Source organism: Bacillus sp. 5mfcol3.1, from assembly GCF_900114335.1.
Classification (GTDB): domain Bacteria; phylum Bacillota; class Bacilli; order Bacillales; family Bacillaceae_G; genus Bacillus_A; species Bacillus_A thuringiensis_S.
Window position 1 is genome coordinate 67,515 of sequence record NZ_FOST01000002.1, and the last position, 21,844, is coordinate 89,358.

Here is a 21,844-nt window from a genome sequence, read left to right on the forward strand (position 1 = left end):
GCGCATTTATTGTATTTTTAATTAATATTACGATATGAAAAAAGAGCGCTCATTAAGCGCCCTTTTTTTGTGTATTCATTTGATAAGCACTGATGCTTTTGAATAAGCGTGGTGAAGTGATAAATAAAAATATAAGTAAAACGGTACATAGAATATAGGAACCAATCATTGTACTACCGTTAAATATTAAAGAATATAGGAAAGCCGATTGGCCTTTTGGTGCATATTGTCCCCAGAAAATGATACCAGCGATAAAGTGACAGAAGTAACGAGCTAGACTACCGATAAAAGTAGCGACGATAATGTATCCAATTACTTTCTTTCCTTGGTTTGGTTTTGATGAAGGTTTGTCTTTACGGCTACCTAAATTTGATTGTTCTTCGCTATTTTCATTTGACGCTAAAAGCGCCTTTTGAATTGGACGATAGAATAAACCAGCAAATCCAATGAATGCGAAAGCAACAAAGTATTCAATTAATACTTGAATTGGTGTGACGATAATGGCATCGCCTACGACAATTTGTAATAATCCCCAAATTAAGCCTCCTAAGAAAGCCATTTTGAAGCCCCAGCGGTATGCGATAATAAAAATAGGAATCATAGCAAATGAAATGGAACCGCCTGTTGCTGATATTTTTATTGAAAGTGGTAAAATGTCGATGACCAAGGCGAAGGCTGCAAGAATAGCAGATTCGATCATCGCTTGTAAATTGGTGTTACGCATGTTGTCTCCCCCTAAATCCAAGTTGTACAAAAAAGAATAGATATCATAGGAGGATACGAAATACGTAAATAAAAATGAGGTATGTATTTCGGACGTTTGCACAATCCCTGCGTTAGCATTAACTAACAGGTTCGAAGGGTCGGAACGAAGTGTTCCCTCTCAGCGGCATGGCTCCCCCAGTGATAACGAGATTCTTTATTTGCTATTGTTTATTGTAAGCGAAATGGATGAGAATGGCAAACAAATGCTGTATGACAATAATTGAAATAGAATTGTAGCGAAATGTTAATAAATATGAAGCAAAAGGGTATAGTATAAGAGAAATTGGGTGTGGTATAATTTTTTTGAAAATAATTATCATTCTCTTCTGAGGGGGAAGGTTATGAGCTTAGTAGATATTAAAATTGGAGAGAAAGTGTTAGTAAAAAGTATTCAGTCTTTAGATCAGCTATTAAAGCGTAGACTAGCTGCTTTCGGTCTTGCGGAAGGAAGCGAACTTCGCTTGAAACAGAAAGCGATGTTCAAAGGTCCTTGTACATTGGAGTGTCGTGGACAGTTAATTAGTATTCGTCATTGTGACGCGAAAATGATAAAGGTGGAATTAGCGTGAATAAGGTAGCTTTGCTAGGGAATCCGAATACAGGGAAGACATCATTATTTAATGCACTTACTGGTTCTTATGAATACGTAGGAAACTGGAGCGGTGTAACAGTAGAAAAAAAGGTTGGTAAATTAAAAGATAGACAAGGAACATTAATTGATTTACCAGGTGTGTATGATTTAAATCCAGTTTCACGTGATGAAGGTGTTGTAACAAACTTCCTATTAACAGAAGAATTTAATCATATGTTAAATATCGTAGATTCCTCGCAGTTTGAGAGAAATATGCATTTAACGTTGCAATTACTTGAATTTGGTAAGCCGGTCTCAATTGGTTTAAATATGGTTGATGTGGCGAAGCAAAGAGGGATTGTCATTGATGTAAAACGATTATCAGAACTATTAGGTGTAACAGTCGTTCCTGTCGTTGCAAGAAGTGGAAAAGGTTGTGAAGAACTACTTGCGACTCTTAAAGAAAATGACAAAAAGGAGAAAAAGCCATTCCTTATTTCATATGGTGTACAAATGGATGAAGGAATTGGAGAAGTAATTGCTCTTTTAGAGACAGCGAATTATGAGCATCCGAGATGGTTAGCACTTCAATTTTTAAGCAATAACGAAGTAGTAGAAAAAGAAATGAAAGCATTACCAATTTATAAGGAACTCATAGCCATTCGATCTCGCTTAGAAGGAAAACTTGATTGTACGTTAGAAGAGCACATTTACAAAACTCGTGAAGCGTATATTGAAAAGTTAAAAACAAATGTTATGAAGCATGAGAAAGAAGGGAAAATTCCTTTTTCAGAAAAAATTGATAGATTAATTACACATAAAATTTTAGGACTTCCAATCTTTTTAGCAGTTATGTTTTTTATTTTTCAGGTTACGTTTACGTGGATTGGTACACCTTTATCGGATATGTTAGATGAGTTTTTTGGTGGTCAGCTTACGGATTGGGTGACGGCTGGACTTACAAGTATTGGAGCTTCTGATTTTATTCAAGCACTCGTTACAGAAGGTATTATTGCCGGTGTTGGTGCTGTATTAGTATTCGTACCACAAATCTTTGCACTATTCTTTTTCATTTCATTATTAGAAGACTCAGGATATATGGCGCGAATTGCAGTTGTTATGGATAGAATTATGGAGTTCTTTGGCTTAAACGGTAAAGCTTTTATTCCGATGATTATTGGTTTTGGATGTAACGTTCCAGGTATTATGGCAGCGAGAACCATTGAACAGGAGAAAGAACGTTTACTTACCATTTTAGTAACACCGTTTATGTCTTGTTCAGCACGATTACCTGTATATGCATTATTTGCGGGCGTATTCTTCCCTAATAGTCAGGCGACTGTTGTATTTTCTTTATATGTCGCAGGTATTGTTCTGGCATTACTCGTTACAAAAATTATGTCTCTTACGATTTTGAAAGCAGAAAAATCTATTTTCGTAATTGAACTACCGCCTTATCGTGTGCCACAAGCGAAAACGTTATGGCTGAGCACGTGGGAGAAAGGAAAGGGATTTGTTCGTAAAGCTGGTACATTCATCTTTGGTGGTTCGGTTGTTATTTGGTTATTAAACTATGCAGGTCCATCAGGATTTGGCGTTGATATGGGAGATAGCTACTTAGCGATGATTGGTGGATTTATCGCACCATTATTTGCACCGCTCGGCTTTGGAACGTGGCAAGCTGCGGCATCCCTTTTAACAGGATTTTTAGCGAAAGAAGTTGTCGTTTCTACAATGGCAATTATTTATGCGGTTAAAGAAGATGTGCTTGGAAATGTAATGGGAGCACATTATACAGCATTATCAGCTTATGCATTTATGTTCTTTATTTTATTATATGTTCCGTGTTTAGCGACCGTAGCTGTTATTAAACGTGAAACAGGATCAGCGAAATGGACGATTTTTTCAGTCGTTTATCCACTCGTAGTTGCTTATGTATTAACGCTCATTATATACCAAGTTGGATCCTTACTCGGATTCTAGAAGGAGATGTATTGTGATGATGGTCAATATTATAATTGGAGCTATCATTTTTGGTTATGCAGCATATACGTTAGTTAATTTTGTAAAGAGAAGTAAAAAAGGAAAATGCGCGGCATGTTCTTTAAATAAGTCATGTCAGTCGCAAACTTGTAGCCCGGATATGGAGCAAATTGCTCATAATAAATAGAAAAAAGCTTTGCGAATGTCGCAAAGCTTTTTTGTTTTACTTTTTAATTTTTACAAGTTGAGAAGCTTCTACGCCTTTGTAACCAGGGAATTCTTTACTCGGGTCTTTATCAAATTTTAATACACCTACAGATTTTTCATCACCTTTTACATTGCTGTAAGTTGCGTCATCAACAATCGCATACATATCTGTATATGCACGGCCACTTCCGATAATTGTGTTGCCTTCATATTTTAATTTCGCTCCATCAAGTGTAGCATTTTCTACTTTCTCTTTTGCGAATAATACACCTTGTTCTGTTGTTACAGCTGGTAATTTATCAAGTGGTTTCGTGTTGTCTTTTTCATCAACTTTGCTAAGTAACTCTTTTTTCACTAGTTCTTCACCAGTTTTCTTATCCATTACAAGAACTTTTTTACCATCTAATGTTGTCATTTTCATTTTATAGAAGTCTTTTTCTTTCACTTCTTTTTTGTTTTTATCTGTAATTTGTTGAACTTGTTCTTCTGAGCCGTACAGTACAAAACCGTTCGCTTTCTCTCCTAATAAAGAACAACCTGATAATGCTCCAAATGAAATTGCTGCTGCTAATCCGATTCCTACTAATTTTTTCATGATGATTTCTCCTTTGATATGTTTTATAGTAAATACATTTTTGTATTAGTTCCGAAATGATGAGAAGCTTGTTTGCTGCTTCTGGTATTAGTGTATAAGAAATATGGAAACGTAACTATCGAGTTAGCTTACAGTAACATTACACTTATGTAATTTAGTGAAAGTGCGCAAAAGTAAGTTAATTTCAAAGAGGGATAATGAGAATATATTAGAAATACAATATTGTATATAGAATGTCATATTATAATGGATGTATTTTGGAAATAACATGTAAGGACATATTAGTTTTGTTATAATAAACACATAGGCTGTAAAATGAATATTCTTTACTGTAAAGGGAGATTTTTCAGTTTTCCAAGTAGTGAATTTGAAATATGAGGTATATCATAGGAGGAATTTAAATGTCTGTATTTAAACGATTAAGAGATTTAACAATGTCAAATGTGTATTCGTTAATTGAAAAAGCGGAAGATCCAGTTAAGATGACTGATCAATATTTACGCGATATGCAAGCGGATGTACAAGAAGCAGAGAAAAGTGTAGCGGCTCAAATCGCGCTTGAGAAGAAATTCAAAATATTATTTGAAGAGCAAGAAGCACTTGTGAAAAAACGTGAAGAGCAAGCTCATATGGCTGTTCAAGCTAATAACTTAGATCTTGCGCGTCGTGCTCTTGAAGAAAAACAAAACGCAGAACAAAAGATGAATGAGTATAAAGCAAGCTACGAGCAAAACAAAGCTGCTGCTGATAATCTGCGCCTTAAGCTAGAAGAAATGCGCAAGCAATTAAATGAGCTGAAAAATAAACGTGAAACACTTGTAGCACGTGTAAATGCAGCGAAAGCACAGAAGAATATTAATCAGGCGATGTCTGGATTTGATTCAAATTCAGCAAAAGCTGGTTTAAGCCGTATGGAAGAGAAAGCTCTTCAATTAGAGGCTGAAGCGGAAGCAAGCGGTGAAGTTTATAAGAAAGAAAAGTCATTAGATGATGAATTCGCAAGCTTAAACAAAAATTCTGCTGTTGACGATGAATTAGCTCGTATTATGAAGCAGTATGAGAAATAATATAGAATAGAGACAAATGAACCGACATGTCTAAACAAATTCATGTCGGTTTTCTATTATATTTTTGAGGAGGTTTTGCAATGACATGGATGAATGTAGTTGCCATGCTTGTATGGACTGGAGCGAGTGCAGTACTTTTATTTGCAATTATGTGGGTTGATTCGATTTTTACAAAATACAATGATTTAAAAGAAATCAAAAATGGAAATACAGCTGTAACAACTCGTTTTATTATGAAATTATTTGCACAAGGGTACATTTTATCTCAATCGATAACGAAAGCAAATGATTTATGGCAAGCACTTCTTGCATCAGCAGTTTCTTTCGTTATTTTATTAGTGGTAGAAATGTTTATCGAATTCGTATTAAAGAAAATGTCTGGTCTTGATTTAGAAGAAGGTACGAAAGAAGGTAGCGTTGCACATGCGATGTTAGCCGGATCATTACATATTGTTGGTGCACTTATTTTAGGTGCTTGTTTATAAAGAGAAAAGGAGGGGTAGATCATGAGTTTATTTAAACGAATTAAAAATATAATGAAAAGCCCAGAGCCACCGAAGCCGGAAAAGAGTCTTTTAACGTTAGCTCCTGGTGATATGATTGAAGTTTCATTAGTCATGTACGAATTAACTGGGAAAACGAGTATGCATTCTCGCAAGGAAATTGTTTTAACACTGCAAGACGGGAAAGACATTCGTTATTTAAAAATTGAAGATCGTGAAAATACGTATTACAAATTATATACACCAATTGATGGTCGCTTAGATTCAATTGAGGAAATTCCGACGACAATTGAAATGGATGATACAGAGTACCATATGGAAGAACAATATAACGGACGTGTTGTTGTGATGGGGAAAACACCATTCTCAGCTTCAGAGGAACAGTACGTCTGGGAATTCCAATCAGATAATCGAAAATTATTGCGTATTGAATGGCAAAATGGTCGTACAATGATGTATGAGGGAGAAGCAATCATTCCTGCTGATGTACAAATTATAAGAGCAACGTAAGGGGGCGTAATCATGTCAAACCGATTGTTTACCATGATTAAATCGTTTGTGATCCCTATACTTGCTATCGTTACATTACTTGTTGTTGCTGGTTATGCCTTATCAGGTTGTCAAGGCGGGCAGACAAAGTCGATTCAAGACCGTTATCCGCTTGAGTCTGTCGCAAAGGAAGGTAAACAAGAATCTTACGTGTATAGGGCCGCCAATCGGTCAGTTCCTGAAGTCGCGAAGGAACTTATAGCCGAAAGGAAACCGAAACAAGCATCTAAAGAAGACGAAAATCAAATGTTTCTCGTTTATTCGGATAAAATGTATAACCTTCAAAAGGATAAAGAGAAACCATCTGATACGTTAATTGAAGTAAGTAATGAAGAATTTGTCCGTCAAAACTACCAACCGTCCTTCTTGCAAGGATATATTATGGGTAGCATATTAAACGATATATTCGGTTCACGAAAATCATCATATGGTGATTATCGAGGATATAATGACAGACAAAATCATAAACCAGTTATTCCAGAGAGACCACCTACGAAAGAAGAAAAGAAAACCCCACCTCCAATTACGAAGGAAGGGAAAGGGTCTATCATTAAGCGAGGCGATAATGTAGATTCGAAACCATCAGTAGGTGATAAGGGAAGTATTACTGAAAAAGGAAGTAATACGACGCCCCCACCTTCTACTGGAAGCAAGGGTAAAATTACAAAAACACCAGGTGGTTCAAGTGGATCAGATGTGAAGCCGAAATCATCTATTAAAACGCCGCCAAGAAATACATCTCCTCCGAAAACGAGGGTCGGTGGTTCAGGGAAAATTACGAAGAGAAGATAGTAGAGAGACCGAAAAGTGTAAGTTGCTTTTTGGTCTTTTTTCTTGTTATAGGAACTAATTCCTTTCGGGTGGTGCAATTTAGGCGTAAGAGGGGAGAGTAAAAATATATCAGCGATTATTAGAATATATCGACCACAACTCAAAATATATCAGCGATTATTGAAATATATCGACTTACCGACAAAAACTGACAACGATAGCAACTTAATAATAAAAAGAGGGTGTGCCAAAATGTTAGCACACCCTCTTTTTTCATAATGATTAATGAATATCACGTTTCTTGAAATTACCACCTTTTACTTCTGCTACATCATAAACGGTAATAAAGGCATTAGGATCGATTTCATTAATAAGTTCTTTCATTTTACTTTCTTCTAAACGGTTAATTACGCAAGAAATTTCTTTGAATTTCTCTCTTGAATAACCACCGTATACTTCGTTATATGTTGCACTTCTGCCTAAACGATCGCGAATGGTTTCTACCATCAATTCAGGCTCTTTTGTGATGATTTTAAATGCTTTCGAACCACTTAAACCAACTTCAACGATATGAATCACTTTCGAAGCGATAAAGTAAGCAATTGCCGAAAGGATAGCTCCTTGAAGACCGAATACCGTTGATACGAAAATAAATACGAACATGTTTAAGAATAAAATAAGGTCACTCGTTCCAAATGGTAACTTACGAGAAAGCAATACAGCAAGCATATCGATTCCATCTAATGCCCCACCGTTACGTAATGCTAGTCCCATACCAAAACCGATGATAATACCACCAACAACTGTAACTAATAATGTATCGCCTTCAATAATAGCTGGTATTCCGTGCATGACAACGGTACCTACTGCTAATGAAGCAATCCCGATAATAGAATAAATTGCAAAGCTTTTACCGATCTGCTTATATCCTAACCAAACGAAAGGAATGTTAATAACCGCGATTAGAGCTCCTAATGGCAATCCAAATAATCTTGAACTAACGATACTTAAACCAGTCACACCACCGTCTGATACGTTATTTGGAATTAATACTGCTTCTAATCCGTACGCTGTGATAAATGCCCCAATAATAATCATCAAAGCTTTCGAAGCAATTTTTAGCTTATTGGGCTTGTTTTTGATAATTTTCTCCATGTAATTTCCTCGTTTCAAACTAGTTTCTTGTTTGTTACATAATTCACACCTAAATTTTATTTTAACATTTAATTTGAAAAATTTCTCCTTTAATGGATGTATGCAGGGAATATTATGACCATATTATTATTTAAAATACAACAGTAGAAGATTAGAGAGTGGTCATAATTTTAATATGAAAAAGTAGAATGAATAGTATGGATATATACATTTGGGGCACTAACCTTAGGGAGGGGATTCTGTGGGATACTGTACGAAATGTGGAAATGAAACGAAAGAAGGCAATAAATTTTGCGGACAGTGCGGGGAGAGTCTTAGCTATAAAACGGTAGAGGGAAGTTTTCCAAATAGCAGTTCTAATAGTAGTATAGAAGTTTTTTCTTTAGTTGGTTTCATCACTGGATTAATATCTTGGTTTATAAAATTATGGGGGCTTATTGGTAGTGTAGCTATCGTATTTTCTATATTGGGTTTAAACAAAAAAGTGACAGGTACGAGTAAAACATTTGCTATTGTTGGATTGGTTTCTGGAATAATTAATGTGTTGTATGCTGTTATGTTACTTATTTAAATCTAATGAACTGAAAGATATAAAAAAGGCCCCCCTTGTATAAAGCATTCAGGGGACCTTTTATTTAATAGCTATTAAGAAACAATAAAACTAAGGGCTGTTAGGAATAAAGCGAAACCTAAAATAGTTCCACATATTTTCATATGGCGCTTACGTCCCATTACGACAATCGCAACATATTCACGGATCATTGCGTTAGGCCAATAATAAAATGCAGTTTTTGATCCGATCCCTTGGCTGTTAAGACCAGCTTGTCTTGCATATATACCAGCGCGGAAAAGGTGAAAATTATTTGTGGTAAAAATACTTTTATATTTACCTTCAGGCTTTAAAGAATCCATAATTTCTTTAGAGAACAACATGTTTTGATATGTGTTTACAGAGCGATTTTCTTGCACTGTATGTTCAATCGGAATGCCTTTTTCAACAGCGTAATTTTGCATTGCTTCTGCCTCAGGAAGTCCTTCATCTGGACCTTGACCGCCAGAGAAAATAATTGTTGGTGGTGTATTCACAGCAGCTTGTTTCCAATAAAAGTCGATAGCTTTATTAATTCGGCTTGCAAGTAAAGGTGGTACTTTATCATTAATTAAGCCGCTACCGAGAACGATAATGAAATCTTGATTACGTCTTGGTCTGTTGAATTGGTATAAAAAATATGCGCTTAAGAAGTTAGATAAATGCACAAAGAAATACATAGTTATAAGAGAGATAGCAGCAAAGATAAATTGAAAATGCTCTGAGAATAAATTTGCTGGATTTATGATAGGGAGCATTATAAAGAATAAAATCCCTAAAGCAGCAATTAAAGTTAAAGAGTTTGTGAAGCGTCTTCCTTCACGTTGCATTAAAATTTTTGCATTAAGAAAGAGTCCAAACATTAAAGCGACTATAGCAAAAGGAATCATTACAAGTAGTGCTAGCATGGGGATGATAACGATAAAATGTAAATCGTTATTACCAGACTCAAATGAGGCTATAGCGCAAAATAATAGAAATGAACAGATAAAGGCATTAAATAAAAAGCCGTTTATTATTTTTCGCGGATCTTTTAAATAGGAAATAAGAAAAATAATAAATAGTATAAGAGGAATAATTCCGAAATACATCATAAATATAGTACACCTCAATTTGTATAAGAATTTGACATACCTTTTATATTACATGATTTTATAAGTAAAAATGAAAGAAAAAATGATTTTGAATTTTCTCAATAAAATATATAGATACGTATGTTACAATATATTCAAAGCGATATATTAAAAGTAAAATGGTTGAAAAGGCACTCAGTAGAGTGCTTTTTCTTTTTGTATGCAATTGTGCATATTATATTTTTTTTCAAATGAAGAGGATTACAATATAAGTTGTAGACAGACTTTATAAAGCAGAATTTCATACAAACATTTCCCTCTACTTTTTGTATCTAACAATCGTATAACAATAAATAATTCTGTTTTATAGTGTCTGTTTTTGAAAGGTGGCTTCTTTGAAGGCACCTTTTTTTTATTAGTATAGATAGTTTTCACTGTTAGCATAGTGTAAACTATCTATACTAAACATTAGCAATCTTCCGTATAAATATTATCAATTTACTATATATTCCAGTGGTGTTAACCTACATATGAAAGGCTTTCTTTTTCAAAATATTACCCCTAATAAAATTTTGAAGAAGTCAACTGTCTCCAAACTTGTCTTTATGCTTAAAGAAAAAGCACTCAAATTGAGTGCTTTTTCTTATTGAAACATGCTATTTTTCTAGGCGATTTTCATAAAATAAAAGTAAAGAAATGAAAGTGGGTGACAAAATGCCGGCAGTTGTGGAAGGTGTTATTATTGAAAACTGCAATGGAACAATTAATGTAGGTGACAAATATAACGTACAGCCGATTGAAAAGACGAAGGCTTATAATGGATCGGGATCTTCAAATACAGGAATGAAAGTACAAACGTTTAGCGGGATTAGTACAGCTGATGTATGGGATAATGATGCGAATGATCAGGGGATACAGTTTACTTTATAGTACAGTATGTAAAATTGCATAAAATGATGAAGTTGCCCTATGATACAATCTAGCTGTGAGCTGTTAATGATTCTTCTATAGTGTAGTTGTTAGATTAGAAATATAACATCTTATCGAAAATCATACGTACAAAAAAAGACACTTCAAACGAAGTGTCTTTTTTATTTTAGTGATATCCTTTAGCAGAGTCTTTATGAATTTTATTTTTAAAAATACTGTAGCTCCAAAGCTGATATCCAATAACGATTGGTACCATGACCATTGCTACGAAGAACATAATTTTTAAGTTTAATTGACTACCAGCTGCGTTGTATAACGTTGTACTGTATGCATCGTTAATACGGGATGGTAACATTCTTGGGAACATACCTGCAAAGCCAGTTGTCATAAACATTGCGATTGTTAGACAAACGAATGTGAATGCAAGGCCGATTTTATGTTTGTACACCATAATAAGTGCGAGTACACTCATTAGCATTGCAAGTACTGGAAGAATGAATAGTACTGGATATTCCGTAAAGTTTTGGAATAAGTTTGTCCGATTAGCAGTTGCTACATAGAAGATAGCTAAAATAATAGCTGCAGCCATTGAAAATGGTCTTGCGATTTTATAAGCACGGTCGGATACTTCACCAGTCGTTTTAATCATGACCCAAAGGGCACCGGATACGACAAATATAGCAGTGAAGAACAACCCTCCTAAAATACCGTAATGGTTTAGTAAGCTAAGTAAATTTCCTTCATAACCATTTTTTCCGATTTGTAGTCCGTAATAAAGATTAGCGAACGTAACACCGAATAGGAAAGCAATTAAAAAACTGCCAATTGCAAATGCCCATTTACAAGTTTTTTGCCAAATCGGTGAATCATCTTTATGCATGAATTCCAGTCCAGCGGCACGCGCAAACAGTGCAAGTAATACTAAGAATAACGGTGTATATAGATAACTAAACATATTTGCATATGTGACTGGGAAGGCAGCAAATGTTGCGCCACCAGCTGTAATTAACCACACTTCATTACCGCCCCAGAATGGGCCAATTGCTTCTTGTAATTGATTTCGTTCTTGTCGATCTTTCGTAACGAAAGGAAAGATCATTCCGTTACCAAGTGCATACCCGTCAAGAATGAAGTAAACTGTCCAAATCACGCCCCATAAACCAAACCAGATGATTGCAAGCATATCATGAGACATGGGCCACACCTCCCTCAGTAGCAGGTTCTTCTAATGCTGCAGGTCCTTTTTTCGCGAACTTCAGCATTAAGTAGACGTCTGCGATTAAAAGTAAAGTGTAGAACAAAATTAAACTAATTAATGAGAACCAAATTTGCGGGACAGATATAGGTGATACAGATTCTGCTGTACGCATTAGTTTATATACTGTCCAAGGTTGGCGACCTACTTCAGCGACAATCCATCCTGCGTTAATCGCGATATAAGGAAGTAAGACAGACCATATTGTAATTTTTAAATAACGTTTTGAGTTTTCTAGTTTTCCTTTTCGGTTTAAATAGAAGCCATACCAAGTTAATGCCATAAAGAACATACCAAGTGCAACCATTAAGCGGAAGCTATAATACACGAGGTTAACATTTGGACGTTCATCTTTCGGAATATCTTTTAAACCAACAATTTCGCCATCAAATGAGTTTGTATAGAAGAAGCTTCCGAGTTTTGGAATCGTAAGGAATTCAAAGTTTTTCTCATTTTTTACATCAGGAATTTGAACAATTGAGAAGCCTTGTCCTTTTCCAGTTTCCCAAACTGCTTCCATCGCAGCTCCTTTTGCTGGTTGATATTTAGCTGCTGATACACCAGATTGATGTCCCATAAACGGTGTAATTGTTGCGGCGAATAAGCCTAACATTAAACCAAACTTAAATGATTTTTTGAAGAATTCCACTTCATTTTTACGTAATAAGTGATAGGCACTAATTGCCATAACGAAGAAAGCACCTACGATATAACAACCAACTACAGTATGGAAGAACATATTCCAAGCATATGGATTTGTAACGAGTGCCCAGAAATCATTTAATTCAGCGCGGCCATTACGTACTACGTAGCCAACAGGGTTTTGCATAAATCCGTTTGCTGTAATAATCCAAAGTGCGGAAATGTTTGTTCCAAGTGCAACCATCCACATACAGAAGGCACGGAACTTTGGTGAAATTTTGTCTTTACCGAATAACCATATTCCCATGAAAGTAGATTCTAAGAAGAAGGCAACGAGTGCTTCGATTGCGAGAGGTGATCCGAAAATATCTCCCATATATTTGGAGTACTCAGACCAGTTCGTTCCAAATTGGAATTCCATCGTAATCCCAGTTATAATCCCCATTACGAAGTTAATTGTAAATAATTTACCCCAGAAATTTGCCATTTTACGGTATGTTGGATTCAATGTGCGGGCGTATTGAGTTTCCATACATGCTACTAAAATGACAAGTCCGATTGTCAAAGGTACAAATAAAAAGTGATAAAAAATAGTAATTGCAAATTGAAAACGACTCAGTAACAGAACGTCGGACATAATAAATATTCACTCCTTTTTTACATTATCTACAATCAGTTTATAGTGAAAATACGTTTAAAGTATGTGAGACTTGTTACAAAGCTGTGTGTATATTTTGAAAGAATTATGTCGATTATCTGAAAATATCTTATTTTTACTATAAAGCGATATCCTTTTTGAGTTTTTCATATTTTGGTACACTATATAAGTAATGTAAATGAGAGAAAAGAGGGTTTTTTACTATGAAGTCATTAGAAGAGATTTTACAATACAATGAAAAATTTGTTGAAGAGAAAAGATACGAAGAGTATGAAACGGGAAAATTCCCGAATAAAAAAATGGTAATTATCTCTTGTATGGATACTCGTCTTGTTGAATTATTACCAAAAGCAATGAATATGCGTAACGGTGATGTGAAAATTATTAAAGTAGCAGGAGCTGTTATCTCACATCCATTCGGAAGTATTATGCGTAGTATTTTAGTTGCTGTATATGAACTTGGTGCTGATGAAGTTTGTGTAGTTGGTCACCACGATTGCGGTATGGCAAAAATTCAAGCAAGCAGTACAATTGAGAAGATGAAAGAGCGGGGTATAACAAATGAGAAATTAGATACACTCCGTTATTCTGGAATCGATTTAGAAAGATTCCTACAAGGGTTCTCTAGTGTAGAAGAAAGTGTAGAACATAGCGTATCGATACTTCGCAACCATCCATTACTTCCAGAAGAAGTGCCTGTTCACGGTCTTGTTATAGATCCTGATACAGGAAAATTAGATTTAGTTGTGAATGGTTACGACAATTAAGAATTTACTTTGTCATCCTTTTTATCTGGGACAGGATCAAATCCTCCCGGGTGGAAAGGGTGACATTTTAATATACGCTTACAAGTAAGCCAAAAACCTTTGAGTGCACCATGTTTTTGAAACGCCTCTAATCCGTAATGAGAACAAGTCGGATAAAAGCGGCAAGTTGGTGGTGTCATCGGAGAAATGAACTTTTGATAAAAGCGTATAATCCCAATAAAAATCTGTTTCATAATGGTCTCCTTTTCAGCATAGTCTTAAAGTATTATAGCACGACGGTACATAATACTTTACTAATGTGCATTTCCGTTATATCATATTGGATATAACGGAATTAAATTAAAAGCGGGAGAGATGTTGTATGCCATCAGTAGAAAGCTTTGAATTAGATCATACGATTGTAAAGGCACCTTATGTAAGACATTGCGGAGTTCACAATGTAGGTAGTGACGGTATTGTAAATAAATTTGATATTCGTTTTTGCCAACCGAATAAACAAGCAATGAAACCAGATGTTATTCATACGTTAGAACATTTATTAGCATTTAATTTACGTAAATATATTGATCGTTATCCGCATTTTGATATTATCGATATTTCACCGATGGGCTGCCAAACAGGATATTATCTTGTAGTAAGCGGAACACCGACAGTACGAGAAATCATTGATTTATTAGAACTAACATTAAAAGATGCGGTTCAAATTACAGAAATTCCAGCTGCAAATGAAACACAATGTGGTCAAGCGAAGCTTCACGACTTAGAAGGAGCACAACGCTTAATGAACTTCTGGTTAAGCCAAGATAAAGATGAACTTGAGAAAGTGTTTGGATAAAATAAAAAACTGCCTGTGAAAGGGCAGTTTTTTATTTTATTAAGAGCGAACATGTTCTTTTTTTATGAAAGTATACTAGACACTCCAACATATAAAACAAAGGCAGAACAGAGAAAATAAACAAATGCTTTCGTTTTTGCTGCTTCTTTATTTCATCGATTCCAAAAAGGATACACATAATACTTAAAAGGATAAACACGTAAGGTAAAAGAATAGTGAAGTTTGCAAAGAAGCTAAATAGGGCGAGAGAAAGAGCGATAGTGGCGATTATAATTTGAATGTTTTTTAACATGGAATCCCCCTTAAGTAGAAAGAAATAGTTACTGAGAGAAAATAATTATAAATGCTAAATTGGTCAAAATTTCATTCTACATATAACGAAAGTAGTTTGATATTAAAAAGAAGAATATGAGACTGGAAACGAAAAAATACGGGATACTCATTGATTTTCGTCCGGATTTCAATTCATTAATTCCTAGAAGAATAAAGAAACAACTGAGAATAAATTGTACGTATGGGAGAAGTGAAAAATTATCGGTAACATGGATATAAGTGCTTAGAATGAGTAAGAGAAGCATGAGAAATGCTAAAAAACTCCGTAATATAGTTAGAGTTAGCATTGTATAGCCTCCTTTAGACCATTTATCGGAATATTTCTGTGAAACCAATAAATAAAGCAGCGGCTCCTGCTAGTAGAGCGAGCACACTACCTCCTGTTTGCCTTTTTAATATTTCCTCTAAACTTATGGTGAGGGCCATAACTCCTAAAGAGATAAACATATACGGCATTATTTCTCTATTACTAGTAAAAAATCCATAGATTGCTATAGATAAAGCAATAAGTGATAAAGTAATCCGTACTCCTTTTAGCATGCATGTACCTCCTTTTATTTGATATAGCTAATGATGAGAACAATCCAAATGAAAGCACCGGCAATAATACAAATAAATCCAGTTGCTGCCTCCTTTTTCTTTATTTGTTTAAATGCGATGAGAAACATTAAAGCCCCTAATAGAAATTGTGAAAGAGGTAAAAAATTATTTTGACCTGTATATAATCCAATTGCCGACATAACGATCACAGTGAGTGCTACTATGATGCGAAGTATACGAAGCATATTAGGAATTCTCCTTATTCTTTTTTGTATAAGGATTGTCTTCTAGTTTATCGACGGAATGTTTATAAGCATAGCCTTTATTAATTGTCATGATGGAGAGTACGAGGATGATTAGGACGATGATAATACCGATAATTAATATTTTGAACATAAAATCCCTCCTTTTCTTTATTTTACATAATTTTGTAATTGATGAAAACAATAGAAAATAAAAGGATGAAAGAAGGGTGTTACATGGAGACGAAAAAAACATATTATATATCAATAGGAAATGGTCAAATTTCACAAGTGAAGACGGCGGATACGTATAATTTTGAGATTTCCGCAAATGATGAGGAAATTACGGAATTAAGAGAGCACTTTGATCAAGCATATGTAGAAGATTTAGGGTCATTTGTACGCTCCCACGTTCCATTTGTTGAGTATCATCACGATTCAAATAATGACCGATATGATGAACAACTACAAAAAGCATATAAAATGATTTACGATTTAGGAAATCATGAGACGAAAGAATTAGTCGCGCAAATGGGAATAATCAATGGATTGTAATTGGATAATATTATGCAGAAAAGCGAGAATATGCTACAATTTGTGGTAGGAAAAACTTGTAACCATCAATAGGGGAGTAATGGCATGTACAAATTTAAAGATTATTACCACAACACTGTACAATTATCGTTTGAACGTTATCCATTTTCTCCTGAGCCAAAGCATGTTTGGGTTGTATGCCGGTACGGGGATCAATGGTTATTAACACATCATTTACGTCGCGGTCTTGAATTTCCAGGTGGTAAAGTAGAAATAGGGGAAACACCGGAAGAAGCGGCAGTTCGAGAGGTTCATGAAGAAACCGGCGGCATAGTTTCTGATTTAACTTACTTAGGACAATACAAAGTATCTGGAAAAGACAAAATAATCATTAAAAACATTTATTTTGCAACAATTAGTGCGGTAGAAGAACATACGCATTACGAAGAAACGAAAGGGTCTGTTTTATTAAAAGACATTCCTGACAACATTAAAACGAATAGAAAATTTAGCTTTATAATGCGCGATGACGTATTAGCGCGTACGATGAAACATATAGAAGAAATCGGCTGTTTTACGAAGTAAAGTGGCCGGTTTCTTTTTTTTGTATGTAAGAATAAATGTAAATATATCTTTACATTATTTTGGGTATATTATACAATTTTGTAAAGATATATTTACATTTTAGGAGGGGGAAGATGGATAAAAGAAAAGAAACGACTGTTACTGTTTCGATGGTTAAATTAAACTTTTCTTTATTTTTTATAATAATTGCTTTGTCGTTTGGAATTGGTTATTTGCATATATTTCTTTCAGGTGGGGTTCAAGTTGAAGTTACATTATTAACGATGTTTCTTTTTATTATCGCAATGATTGTTCTCGTTTGTATTCATGAGGCGATACATTTAATTGGCTTTCGCTATATCGGAGGTGTTCCGTGGAGTGAACTAAAATGGGGCGTTAATTGGAAATTAGGTGTTGCATATGCTCATTCTAAACAGGCGGTTACAGTAAAGCAAATGAAGAAAGTGTTAATGCTTCCGTTTTTACCAACTGGAATTTTGCCAATTGTATTGGGATTAGCTATGAATCTGGAGCCACTCTCATTTTTAGGAATTCTACTAACAGCAGGTTGTATCGGCGACATTGTCTTATATCAAAAAGTTTCAAAATTTCCAGATGATGCGCAAGTGATAGATCATCCGAGTAAACCGCAGTTTACAGTATATGAATAATAAAGGAAGAGGAGGCGTTTTTGAACAACTGCCTCCTCTTATTATTTTTTGTCGGTGAATCAAGATATCGTGAAAATTGTTGATATAATTTAATTACTATTATTGTGTTTTTATCTCCACCTCTAAAAACAAAAGCACCTCCAACAAATCATCTACGATACGTGAATGCTTAAAATCACCCCAAAACGAATCTTTTTTCCAAACACCAAGAATCCCTACTTGTTCAGAACCAAGCACATCGTTTTCTGGATGATCTCCAACATAAAGACATTCTTCTGCCTTAACATCTAGTCTTTGCAAAGCACGTTCGAAAATTTCAGGGTGAGGTTTTTTAATTCCTTCAGCTTCTGAAACGAGAATGGTGTTTGTATACGTATGTATATGTAGTGCTCGAAGGTTGCTCATCTGAAATTCAGTAAAACCATTTGTGATAATACCAATTTTAATGTTTCGCTGTTTTAACTGTTGAAGTAGTTCATGCGTGTTTTTGAAAGGAATACAATGATTTTGGAAGTTTGTAATATAGTCGTGTAGCAGTTGCTCTTGCGTTAAAGTAGTAATGTTGTATTCGGAAAGGAGAGTAGCATATACTTTATCCTTCCACGTATAACCATTATTATCGAGTTCAAGAAATCGAGAACAATACTCTGATTTCTCTATACTCATCAAATGTGAGGAGAAGCGATTATATTGTTCACAAATAAATTGTTCTAAAGATTGGCGCCGATCTAATAGTGTTCCATCTAAGTCGAATAAGATTGCACGAATCATGAGAAGCCTCCTTGCAGTTTTTATAATTAATTATCGCATATTCGTTAAAAAATGATTATTATATTTTTGTAGAATGTATTGATGGAGGACTGTATGAAGAGACTGTATGGCAAGTTAGTAGGGGTTATCGTTGCAATCGGCTTACTAGCAGGATGCGAAAGTTCTATGAAGAGTGTGAAAGAAAAAGAAGTGTGTAAAACAGACGAAGAATGTGTGGAAATAGGAGATAAGAAACTTCAAAAAGTATATGAAAAAATAGATGGATTATCTGAGCTTGAAGCAGTAGAAGATTATGAAATAGAAGAGCATGAAAGTGCGGATATGAAAGAGGCAGAGCAGAAAAAAGATGATGAGGATGATGATGAAAGTTATTTCTTTTTAGCTTCTTATTATATCGATGGTGATGAAATTGTAGATCCTTATTTTGAAAAAATAGAACGGAAACGTTTAAATAAAGTATTCGCTGAAGATAAAGAAGCGAAAGAAGAGGTGCTACAACAACGTCAAGATAGAGGGTATCATGAAGACTTATGGGATATGTATCGTACACTCATTCCAGCTAAATATCGTGGGAATATAACAGAATTTGATTTAATAACAGATGGTTATGACGGTGTTGTTGCCCATGTTATGCCGAGTATGGAGAATCCGAAAGACTGGACTCTTAGCCTAGATACGCTTGATTCTGCGGTAAATATCGATGAAGTGATGAAAACATTAATTCATGAGACGGCTCACGTGTTGACGCTCGGGCATAAGCAAATACCAGTAGATGAAAACTATGTAAAGGCTTTTGAAGAAGATAAAGATATTTCAACGTACCGAAATAAATGTGGAAATCTTTTCTTACAAGAGGGATGTGCGAAGGGAAAATCTTATATTAATCAATTTTATAACTCTTTCTGGAAGCCTATTGAGCAAGAGTGGACAGAAAAGAAAGTAGAAGAAAGTGAAGAAACTCAAATTGAGTTTTTTAAAGAAAAGCAAGATGAGTTTGTCTCACAGTATGGAACGACAAATGTAGCAGAAGATATCGCAGATACATTTACAGCGTTCATTTTACAAGATTCAAAAAAAGTGAAAGAAGGAACAGAGTTAAAATATAAGAAAATTGCTTTCTTCTATCAGTTCCCTGAGCTTGTAAAAATGAGAGCGGAAGTGCTGTCAGGATTATATGATGTTTCGAAAACGATAGAACAACAAAGTGGAGACTAATGTGAGTTATGCGTTCGATATAGTTTCGTTAAAGTAAAGCGTGAAGAATTTTTAATTCTTTGCGTTTTTTTATGTTTATAAAATTGAAAATTCTGTATTTTTATTTAAAAGAAGAAGGAACTGGCGGTATAAAATAGAATTAGTATAAAAATGTCACAATTTAGACACAATTATAATGCGCGTGTTGTAGGGACTATAAGTTTACTCTCGAGGAGGTAATGAAACGTATGAAAACGATTCTTGCTGTTGCTGGTCTCATTTGGGTAATGTCTCACGGTTTTCCGATTTTTGAAGGGGAGCAAATTCGTAGTGCTTTGAATGAAAAGTTTAATGATTATCATGTGATAGATCGAAAAGATAATGTCGTTACAGTACGTGTGAAAGACTGTTTCCATACAGTTACGGTTGCGGATGGAAACATTACAAATGAAACGAAAATGTGTGATAAAAGGTAAAAGAAAGAAGCTGACTATAGCGCACTGTTTTGAGTCAGCTTCTTTTTCTTTTTCCAATTAGAATTTTTTCAAATGCTTCAACAAACACATACATAAGAGTTGCAAGAACACATGTGAGTAGTACGCTAAGTAAGACGAGTGTGAAGTTAAAGACTTGGAATCCGTAGCTAATTAAGTAGCCAAGTCCTTGTTTGGAAACGAGAAGTTCTCCGAAAATAACACCAACCCAGGATAAACCAACATTTACTTTTAACGTTGAGATAATTGCTGGAAAGGATGCAGGGAGAACGACTTGCTTATAACATTGCCATTTATTTGCACCAAATGTGTCCATCACTTTTATATAGTTAGAATCGACTTCTTGAAATGCACTGTAAATAACGAGAATGGTAATGATGATGGAAATGATTACTCCCATTGCAATAGAAGATGAAATGTTTGGACCGAAAATAACGATGATGATTGGACCGAGTGCAACTTTTGGCATTGCATTTAGGACGACGAGATAAGGATCAAGTACGCGGGCTAGAAGTGGCATCCACCAAAGAAACGTGGCAATAATAGCACCGAGTACCGTTCCGAGAATGAAGCCTACTCCTGTTTCCAGCAATGTCGTCCATATGTGGACCCAAAGTGAACCGTCGATCCATTTCGTTAAGAAGAGATCCAAAATACTCGAAGGAGAGCTAAAGAGTAAAGGATCAATCCATTCTTTTTTACTAGCTATTTCCCATAGTGCAAAGAAAAGAATAAGTAGTAAAAGTTGTAGCGAGCGAGCAATCCAAGCGCGTCTGCATTCGTTCTTTCGAAATTGTTCATGTAGTTGTTTTATATTATCCAAGTCGTTCCAGCTCCTTCCATATATCTTGAAAGAGGGCTGGGAAATCGTAGTGATGGCGTGCTTCTAACGGTGATAAAGAACGGATACTTTCCGGGACGATAAAGGTTTTTGCGATTTTTCCGGGATTCGCTTGCAGTAAATAAATACGATCACTCATCGCGATCGCTTCTTCAATATCATGAGTAACAAGTAGTGATGTTTTCTTATATTTATTTAGTAAGTTGAAAACGAGTTCTTCTAGTTTTAATTTCGTTTGATAATCGAGTGCGGAGAATGGTTCATCTAGTAATAAAATTTTCGGATCAGTCGCTAATGTTCGAACGAGAGCGGCACGTTGACGCATACCGCCGGATAGTTCACGGGGATATTGTTCTTCTACACCATGCAGACCGACTTGTTTTAAAAGATTTAAAGTATGTTCTTTCATCTGCTCATCATAAATCTTTCGAATATGAAGTCCGAGCATAATATTTTCTTCAATCGTTTTCCAAGGGAATAAGTAATCTTGTTGCAACATATATCCCATAGATGATGTTTTCGTTGTAATCGGTTCACCATCTAAAAAGACGATACCGTCAATTGGATCAAGTAGTCCAGCAATGATTGAGAGGAGCGTTGTTTTACCACAACCACTTGGACCGAGTATAGAAATAAATTCGCCTTCTTCCACTTGTAAGCTCATATCTTCGAGAATAAGTTTGGCATTCTCTTTTGCAAAAAAGCAGTGAGAAACGTTACGTATTTGTAAAAAACTCATACACTT

Annotated in this window: 29 protein-coding genes, 1 pseudogene and 1 riboswitch; of the genes and pseudogenes, 16 read left to right on the top strand and 14 right to left on the bottom strand. The window is 35.1% G+C overall.

Annotated features, from left to right (window positions below; translation table 11 throughout):
• Nucleotides 1-52: 52 nt before the first annotated feature.
• Nucleotides 53-724, bottom strand: coding sequence for an energy-coupled thiamine transporter ThiT (locus BM089_RS09460; protein ID WP_001246567.1), 672 nt, complete (start codon nucleotides 722-724; stop codon nucleotides 53-55).
• Nucleotides 725-810: 86 nt separating this feature from the next.
• Nucleotides 811-912, bottom strand: a riboswitch (TPP riboswitch).
• A 194-nt stretch (nucleotides 913-1,106) separates the two neighbouring features.
• Between BM089_RS09460 and BM089_RS09465 the strand changes: the two genes are divergently transcribed.
• Genes BM089_RS09465 through BM089_RS09475 form a run of 3 tightly spaced genes read left to right on the top strand, consistent with a single transcriptional unit; the run spans nucleotide 1,107 to nucleotide 3,506 of the window.
• Nucleotides 1,107-1,334 (top strand): FeoA family protein, encoded by a 228-nt coding sequence (locus BM089_RS09465; protein ID WP_000060512.1) that lies wholly within the window; start codon nucleotides 1,107-1,109, stop codon nucleotides 1,332-1,334.
• Nucleotides 1,331-3,319, top strand: coding sequence for a ferrous iron transport protein B (gene feoB / locus BM089_RS09470; RefSeq protein WP_053563489.1), 1,989 nt, complete (start codon nucleotides 1,331-1,333; stop codon nucleotides 3,317-3,319). Before BM089_RS09465 ends, feoB begins: the two co-directional genes overlap by 4 nt.
• A gap of 16 nt (nucleotides 3,320-3,335) precedes the next feature.
• On the top strand, nucleotides 3,336-3,506 hold the full coding sequence (locus tag BM089_RS09475; protein WP_000989598.1) for a FeoB-associated Cys-rich membrane protein: 171 nt from the start codon (nucleotides 3,336-3,338) through the stop codon (nucleotides 3,504-3,506).
• A gap of 36 nt (nucleotides 3,507-3,542) precedes the next feature.
• Here the strand turns inward: BM089_RS09475 and BM089_RS09480 are convergent, their stop codons facing one another.
• Complete coding sequence (locus tag BM089_RS09480) at nucleotides 3,543-4,121, bottom strand: lipoprotein BA_5634 family protein (RefSeq protein WP_048565089.1); 579 nt, start codon at nucleotides 4,119-4,121, stop codon at nucleotides 3,543-3,545.
• Between the two features lie 401 nt (nucleotides 4,122-4,522).
• On the opposite strand from BM089_RS09480, the gene BM089_RS09485 reads away from it, so the two are divergent.
• The 4 genes from BM089_RS09485 to BM089_RS09500 all read left to right on the top strand — a co-directional run bounded on the left by BM089_RS09485 (nucleotide 4,523) and on the right by BM089_RS09500 (nucleotide 7,032).
• A complete protein-coding gene (locus BM089_RS09485; RefSeq protein ID WP_000110280.1) occupies nucleotides 4,523-5,188 on the top strand; it encodes a PspA/IM30 family protein in 666 nt (221 codons plus the stop codon).
• A gap of 80 nt (nucleotides 5,189-5,268) precedes the next feature.
• Complete coding sequence (locus tag BM089_RS09490) at nucleotides 5,269-5,673, top strand: DUF350 domain-containing protein (protein ID WP_000220087.1); 405 nt, start codon at nucleotides 5,269-5,271, stop codon at nucleotides 5,671-5,673.
• A 21-nt stretch (nucleotides 5,674-5,694) separates the two neighbouring features.
• Nucleotides 5,695-6,201 (top strand): DUF4178 domain-containing protein, encoded by a 507-nt coding sequence (locus BM089_RS09495; protein ID WP_000051755.1) that lies wholly within the window; start codon nucleotides 5,695-5,697, stop codon nucleotides 6,199-6,201.
• Nucleotides 6,202-6,213: 12 nt separating this feature from the next.
• Nucleotides 6,214-7,032, top strand: coding sequence for a DUF4247 domain-containing protein (locus BM089_RS09500; protein WP_065229475.1), 819 nt, complete (start codon nucleotides 6,214-6,216; stop codon nucleotides 7,030-7,032).
• 261 nt (nucleotides 7,033-7,293) lie between these two features.
• Here the strand turns inward: BM089_RS09500 and BM089_RS09505 are convergent, their stop codons facing one another.
• The gene (locus BM089_RS09505) at nucleotides 7,294-8,166 is read right to left on the bottom strand and encodes a YitT family protein (protein WP_090976813.1); all 873 of its coding nucleotides are present in this window, start codon (nucleotides 8,164-8,166) and stop codon (nucleotides 7,294-7,296) included.
• A gap of 241 nt (nucleotides 8,167-8,407) precedes the next feature.
• Here BM089_RS09505 and BM089_RS09510 point away from each other — a divergent pair, with 241 nt between their 5' ends.
• Nucleotides 8,408-8,737, top strand: coding sequence for a zinc ribbon domain-containing protein (locus tag BM089_RS09510; protein WP_090976815.1), 330 nt, complete (start codon nucleotides 8,408-8,410; stop codon nucleotides 8,735-8,737).
• Between the two features lie 74 nt (nucleotides 8,738-8,811).
• Here the strand turns inward: BM089_RS09510 and BM089_RS09515 are convergent, their stop codons facing one another.
• The gene (locus BM089_RS09515) at nucleotides 8,812-9,846 is read right to left on the bottom strand and encodes a YdcF family protein (RefSeq protein ID WP_042969141.1); all 1,035 of its coding nucleotides are present in this window, start codon (nucleotides 9,844-9,846) and stop codon (nucleotides 8,812-8,814) included.
• A 678-nt stretch (nucleotides 9,847-10,524) separates the two neighbouring features.
• On the opposite strand from BM089_RS09515, the gene BM089_RS09520 reads away from it, so the two are divergent.
• Nucleotides 10,525-10,758 carry a spore germination protein gene (locus tag BM089_RS09520; protein WP_002001299.1) on the top strand — a complete coding sequence of 78 codons (234 nt, stop codon included), beginning with the start codon at nucleotides 10,525-10,527 and terminating at the stop codon, nucleotides 10,756-10,758.
• Nucleotides 10,759-10,924: 166 nt separating this feature from the next.
• On the opposite strand, the gene cydB is transcribed toward BM089_RS09520, so the two are convergent.
• The gene (cydB, locus tag BM089_RS09525) at nucleotides 10,925-11,953 is read right to left on the bottom strand and encodes a cytochrome d ubiquinol oxidase subunit II (protein WP_000017662.1); all 1,029 of its coding nucleotides are present in this window, start codon (nucleotides 11,951-11,953) and stop codon (nucleotides 10,925-10,927) included.
• Complete coding sequence (cydA, locus tag BM089_RS09530; protein ID WP_001286188.1) at nucleotides 11,943-13,292, bottom strand: cytochrome ubiquinol oxidase subunit I; 1,350 nt, start codon at nucleotides 13,290-13,292, stop codon at nucleotides 11,943-11,945. The genes cydB and cydA overlap by 11 nt, the downstream gene beginning before the upstream one ends.
• Nucleotides 13,293-13,516: 224 nt before the next feature.
• Here cydA and BM089_RS09535 point away from each other — a divergent pair, with 224 nt between their 5' ends.
• Nucleotides 13,517-14,080, top strand: a complete 564-nt coding sequence (locus tag BM089_RS09535) for a beta-class carbonic anhydrase (protein WP_000838173.1) — start codon at nucleotides 13,517-13,519, stop codon at nucleotides 14,078-14,080.
• On the opposite strand, the gene yidD is transcribed toward BM089_RS09535, so the two are convergent.
• Nucleotides 14,077-14,313, bottom strand: coding sequence for a membrane protein insertion efficiency factor YidD (gene yidD, locus BM089_RS09540; protein ID WP_000809334.1), 237 nt, complete (start codon nucleotides 14,311-14,313; stop codon nucleotides 14,077-14,079). The genes BM089_RS09535 and yidD overlap by 4 nt on opposite strands.
• Nucleotides 14,314-14,441: 128 nt before the next feature.
• Between yidD and luxS the strand changes: the two genes are divergently transcribed.
• Complete coding sequence (gene luxS, locus BM089_RS09545; RefSeq protein WP_001141371.1) at nucleotides 14,442-14,915, top strand: S-ribosylhomocysteine lyase LuxS; 474 nt, start codon at nucleotides 14,442-14,444, stop codon at nucleotides 14,913-14,915.
• Between the two features lie 62 nt (nucleotides 14,916-14,977).
• Here the strand turns inward: luxS and BM089_RS09550 are convergent.
• The 4 genes and pseudogenes from BM089_RS09550 to ytzI all read right to left on the bottom strand — a co-directional run bounded on the left by BM089_RS09550 (nucleotide 14,978) and on the right by ytzI (nucleotide 16,184).
• Nucleotides 14,978-15,207, bottom strand: a pseudogene (locus tag BM089_RS09550) (YczI family protein).
• A 350-nt stretch (nucleotides 15,208-15,557) separates the two neighbouring features.
• Nucleotides 15,558-15,788: a DUF3953 domain-containing protein gene (locus BM089_RS09555; protein WP_000912059.1), complete on the bottom strand. Its 231-nt coding sequence runs from the start codon at nucleotides 15,786-15,788 to the stop codon at nucleotides 15,558-15,560.
• A 14-nt stretch (nucleotides 15,789-15,802) separates the two neighbouring features.
• A complete protein-coding gene (locus BM089_RS09560; RefSeq protein ID WP_090976817.1) occupies nucleotides 15,803-16,033 on the bottom strand; it encodes a DUF3953 domain-containing protein in 231 nt (76 codons plus the stop codon).
• A gap of 1 nt (nucleotide 16,034) precedes the next feature.
• Entirely contained in the window at nucleotides 16,035-16,184 is a 150-nt protein-coding gene (gene ytzI / locus BM089_RS09565; protein WP_000472791.1) for a YtzI protein, read from the bottom strand.
• Between the two features lie 83 nt (nucleotides 16,185-16,267).
• On the opposite strand from ytzI, the gene BM089_RS09570 reads away from it, so the two are divergent.
• The 3 genes from BM089_RS09570 (at nucleotide 16,268) to BM089_RS09580 (ending at nucleotide 17,799) form a co-directional block, all read left to right on the top strand.
• Complete coding sequence (locus tag BM089_RS09570) at nucleotides 16,268-16,585, top strand: hypothetical protein (RefSeq protein ID WP_000448409.1); 318 nt, start codon at nucleotides 16,268-16,270, stop codon at nucleotides 16,583-16,585.
• Nucleotides 16,586-16,669: 84 nt separating this feature from the next.
• A complete protein-coding gene (gene mutTA, locus BM089_RS09575) occupies nucleotides 16,670-17,149 on the top strand; it encodes an antimutator 8-oxo-(dGTP/GTP)ase (protein WP_000276382.1) in 480 nt (159 codons plus the stop codon).
• A gap of 113 nt (nucleotides 17,150-17,262) precedes the next feature.
• Nucleotides 17,263-17,799, top strand: a complete 537-nt coding sequence (locus tag BM089_RS09580; protein WP_090976819.1) for a DUF3267 domain-containing protein — start codon at nucleotides 17,263-17,265, stop codon at nucleotides 17,797-17,799.
• Between the two features lie 99 nt (nucleotides 17,800-17,898).
• Here BM089_RS09580 and BM089_RS09585 read toward each other — a convergent pair whose 3' ends face one another.
• A complete protein-coding gene (locus tag BM089_RS09585) occupies nucleotides 17,899-18,570 on the bottom strand; it encodes an HAD family hydrolase (RefSeq protein ID WP_090976821.1) in 672 nt (223 codons plus the stop codon).
• A gap of 93 nt (nucleotides 18,571-18,663) precedes the next feature.
• Between BM089_RS09585 and BM089_RS09590 the strand changes: the two genes are divergently transcribed.
• The gene (locus BM089_RS09590) at nucleotides 18,664-19,785 is read left to right on the top strand and encodes a hypothetical protein (RefSeq protein ID WP_063548865.1); all 1,122 of its coding nucleotides are present in this window, start codon (nucleotides 18,664-18,666) and stop codon (nucleotides 19,783-19,785) included.
• A 227-nt stretch (nucleotides 19,786-20,012) separates the two neighbouring features.
• Nucleotides 20,013-20,240, top strand: coding sequence for a hypothetical protein (locus BM089_RS09595; protein WP_000849112.1), 228 nt, complete (start codon nucleotides 20,013-20,015; stop codon nucleotides 20,238-20,240).
• A gap of 34 nt (nucleotides 20,241-20,274) precedes the next feature.
• Here BM089_RS09595 and BM089_RS09600 read toward each other — a convergent pair whose 3' ends face one another.
• Nucleotides 20,275-21,081 carry an ABC transporter permease gene (locus BM089_RS09600; protein WP_090976823.1) on the bottom strand — a complete coding sequence of 269 codons (807 nt, stop codon included), beginning with the start codon at nucleotides 21,079-21,081 and terminating at the stop codon, nucleotides 20,275-20,277.
• Nucleotides 21,074-21,838 (bottom strand): ABC transporter ATP-binding protein, encoded by a 765-nt coding sequence (locus tag BM089_RS09605; RefSeq protein ID WP_000009022.1) that lies wholly within the window; start codon nucleotides 21,836-21,838, stop codon nucleotides 21,074-21,076. Before BM089_RS09605 ends, BM089_RS09600 begins: the two co-directional genes overlap by 8 nt.
• Between the last annotated feature and the right edge of the window lie 6 nt (nucleotides 21,839-21,844).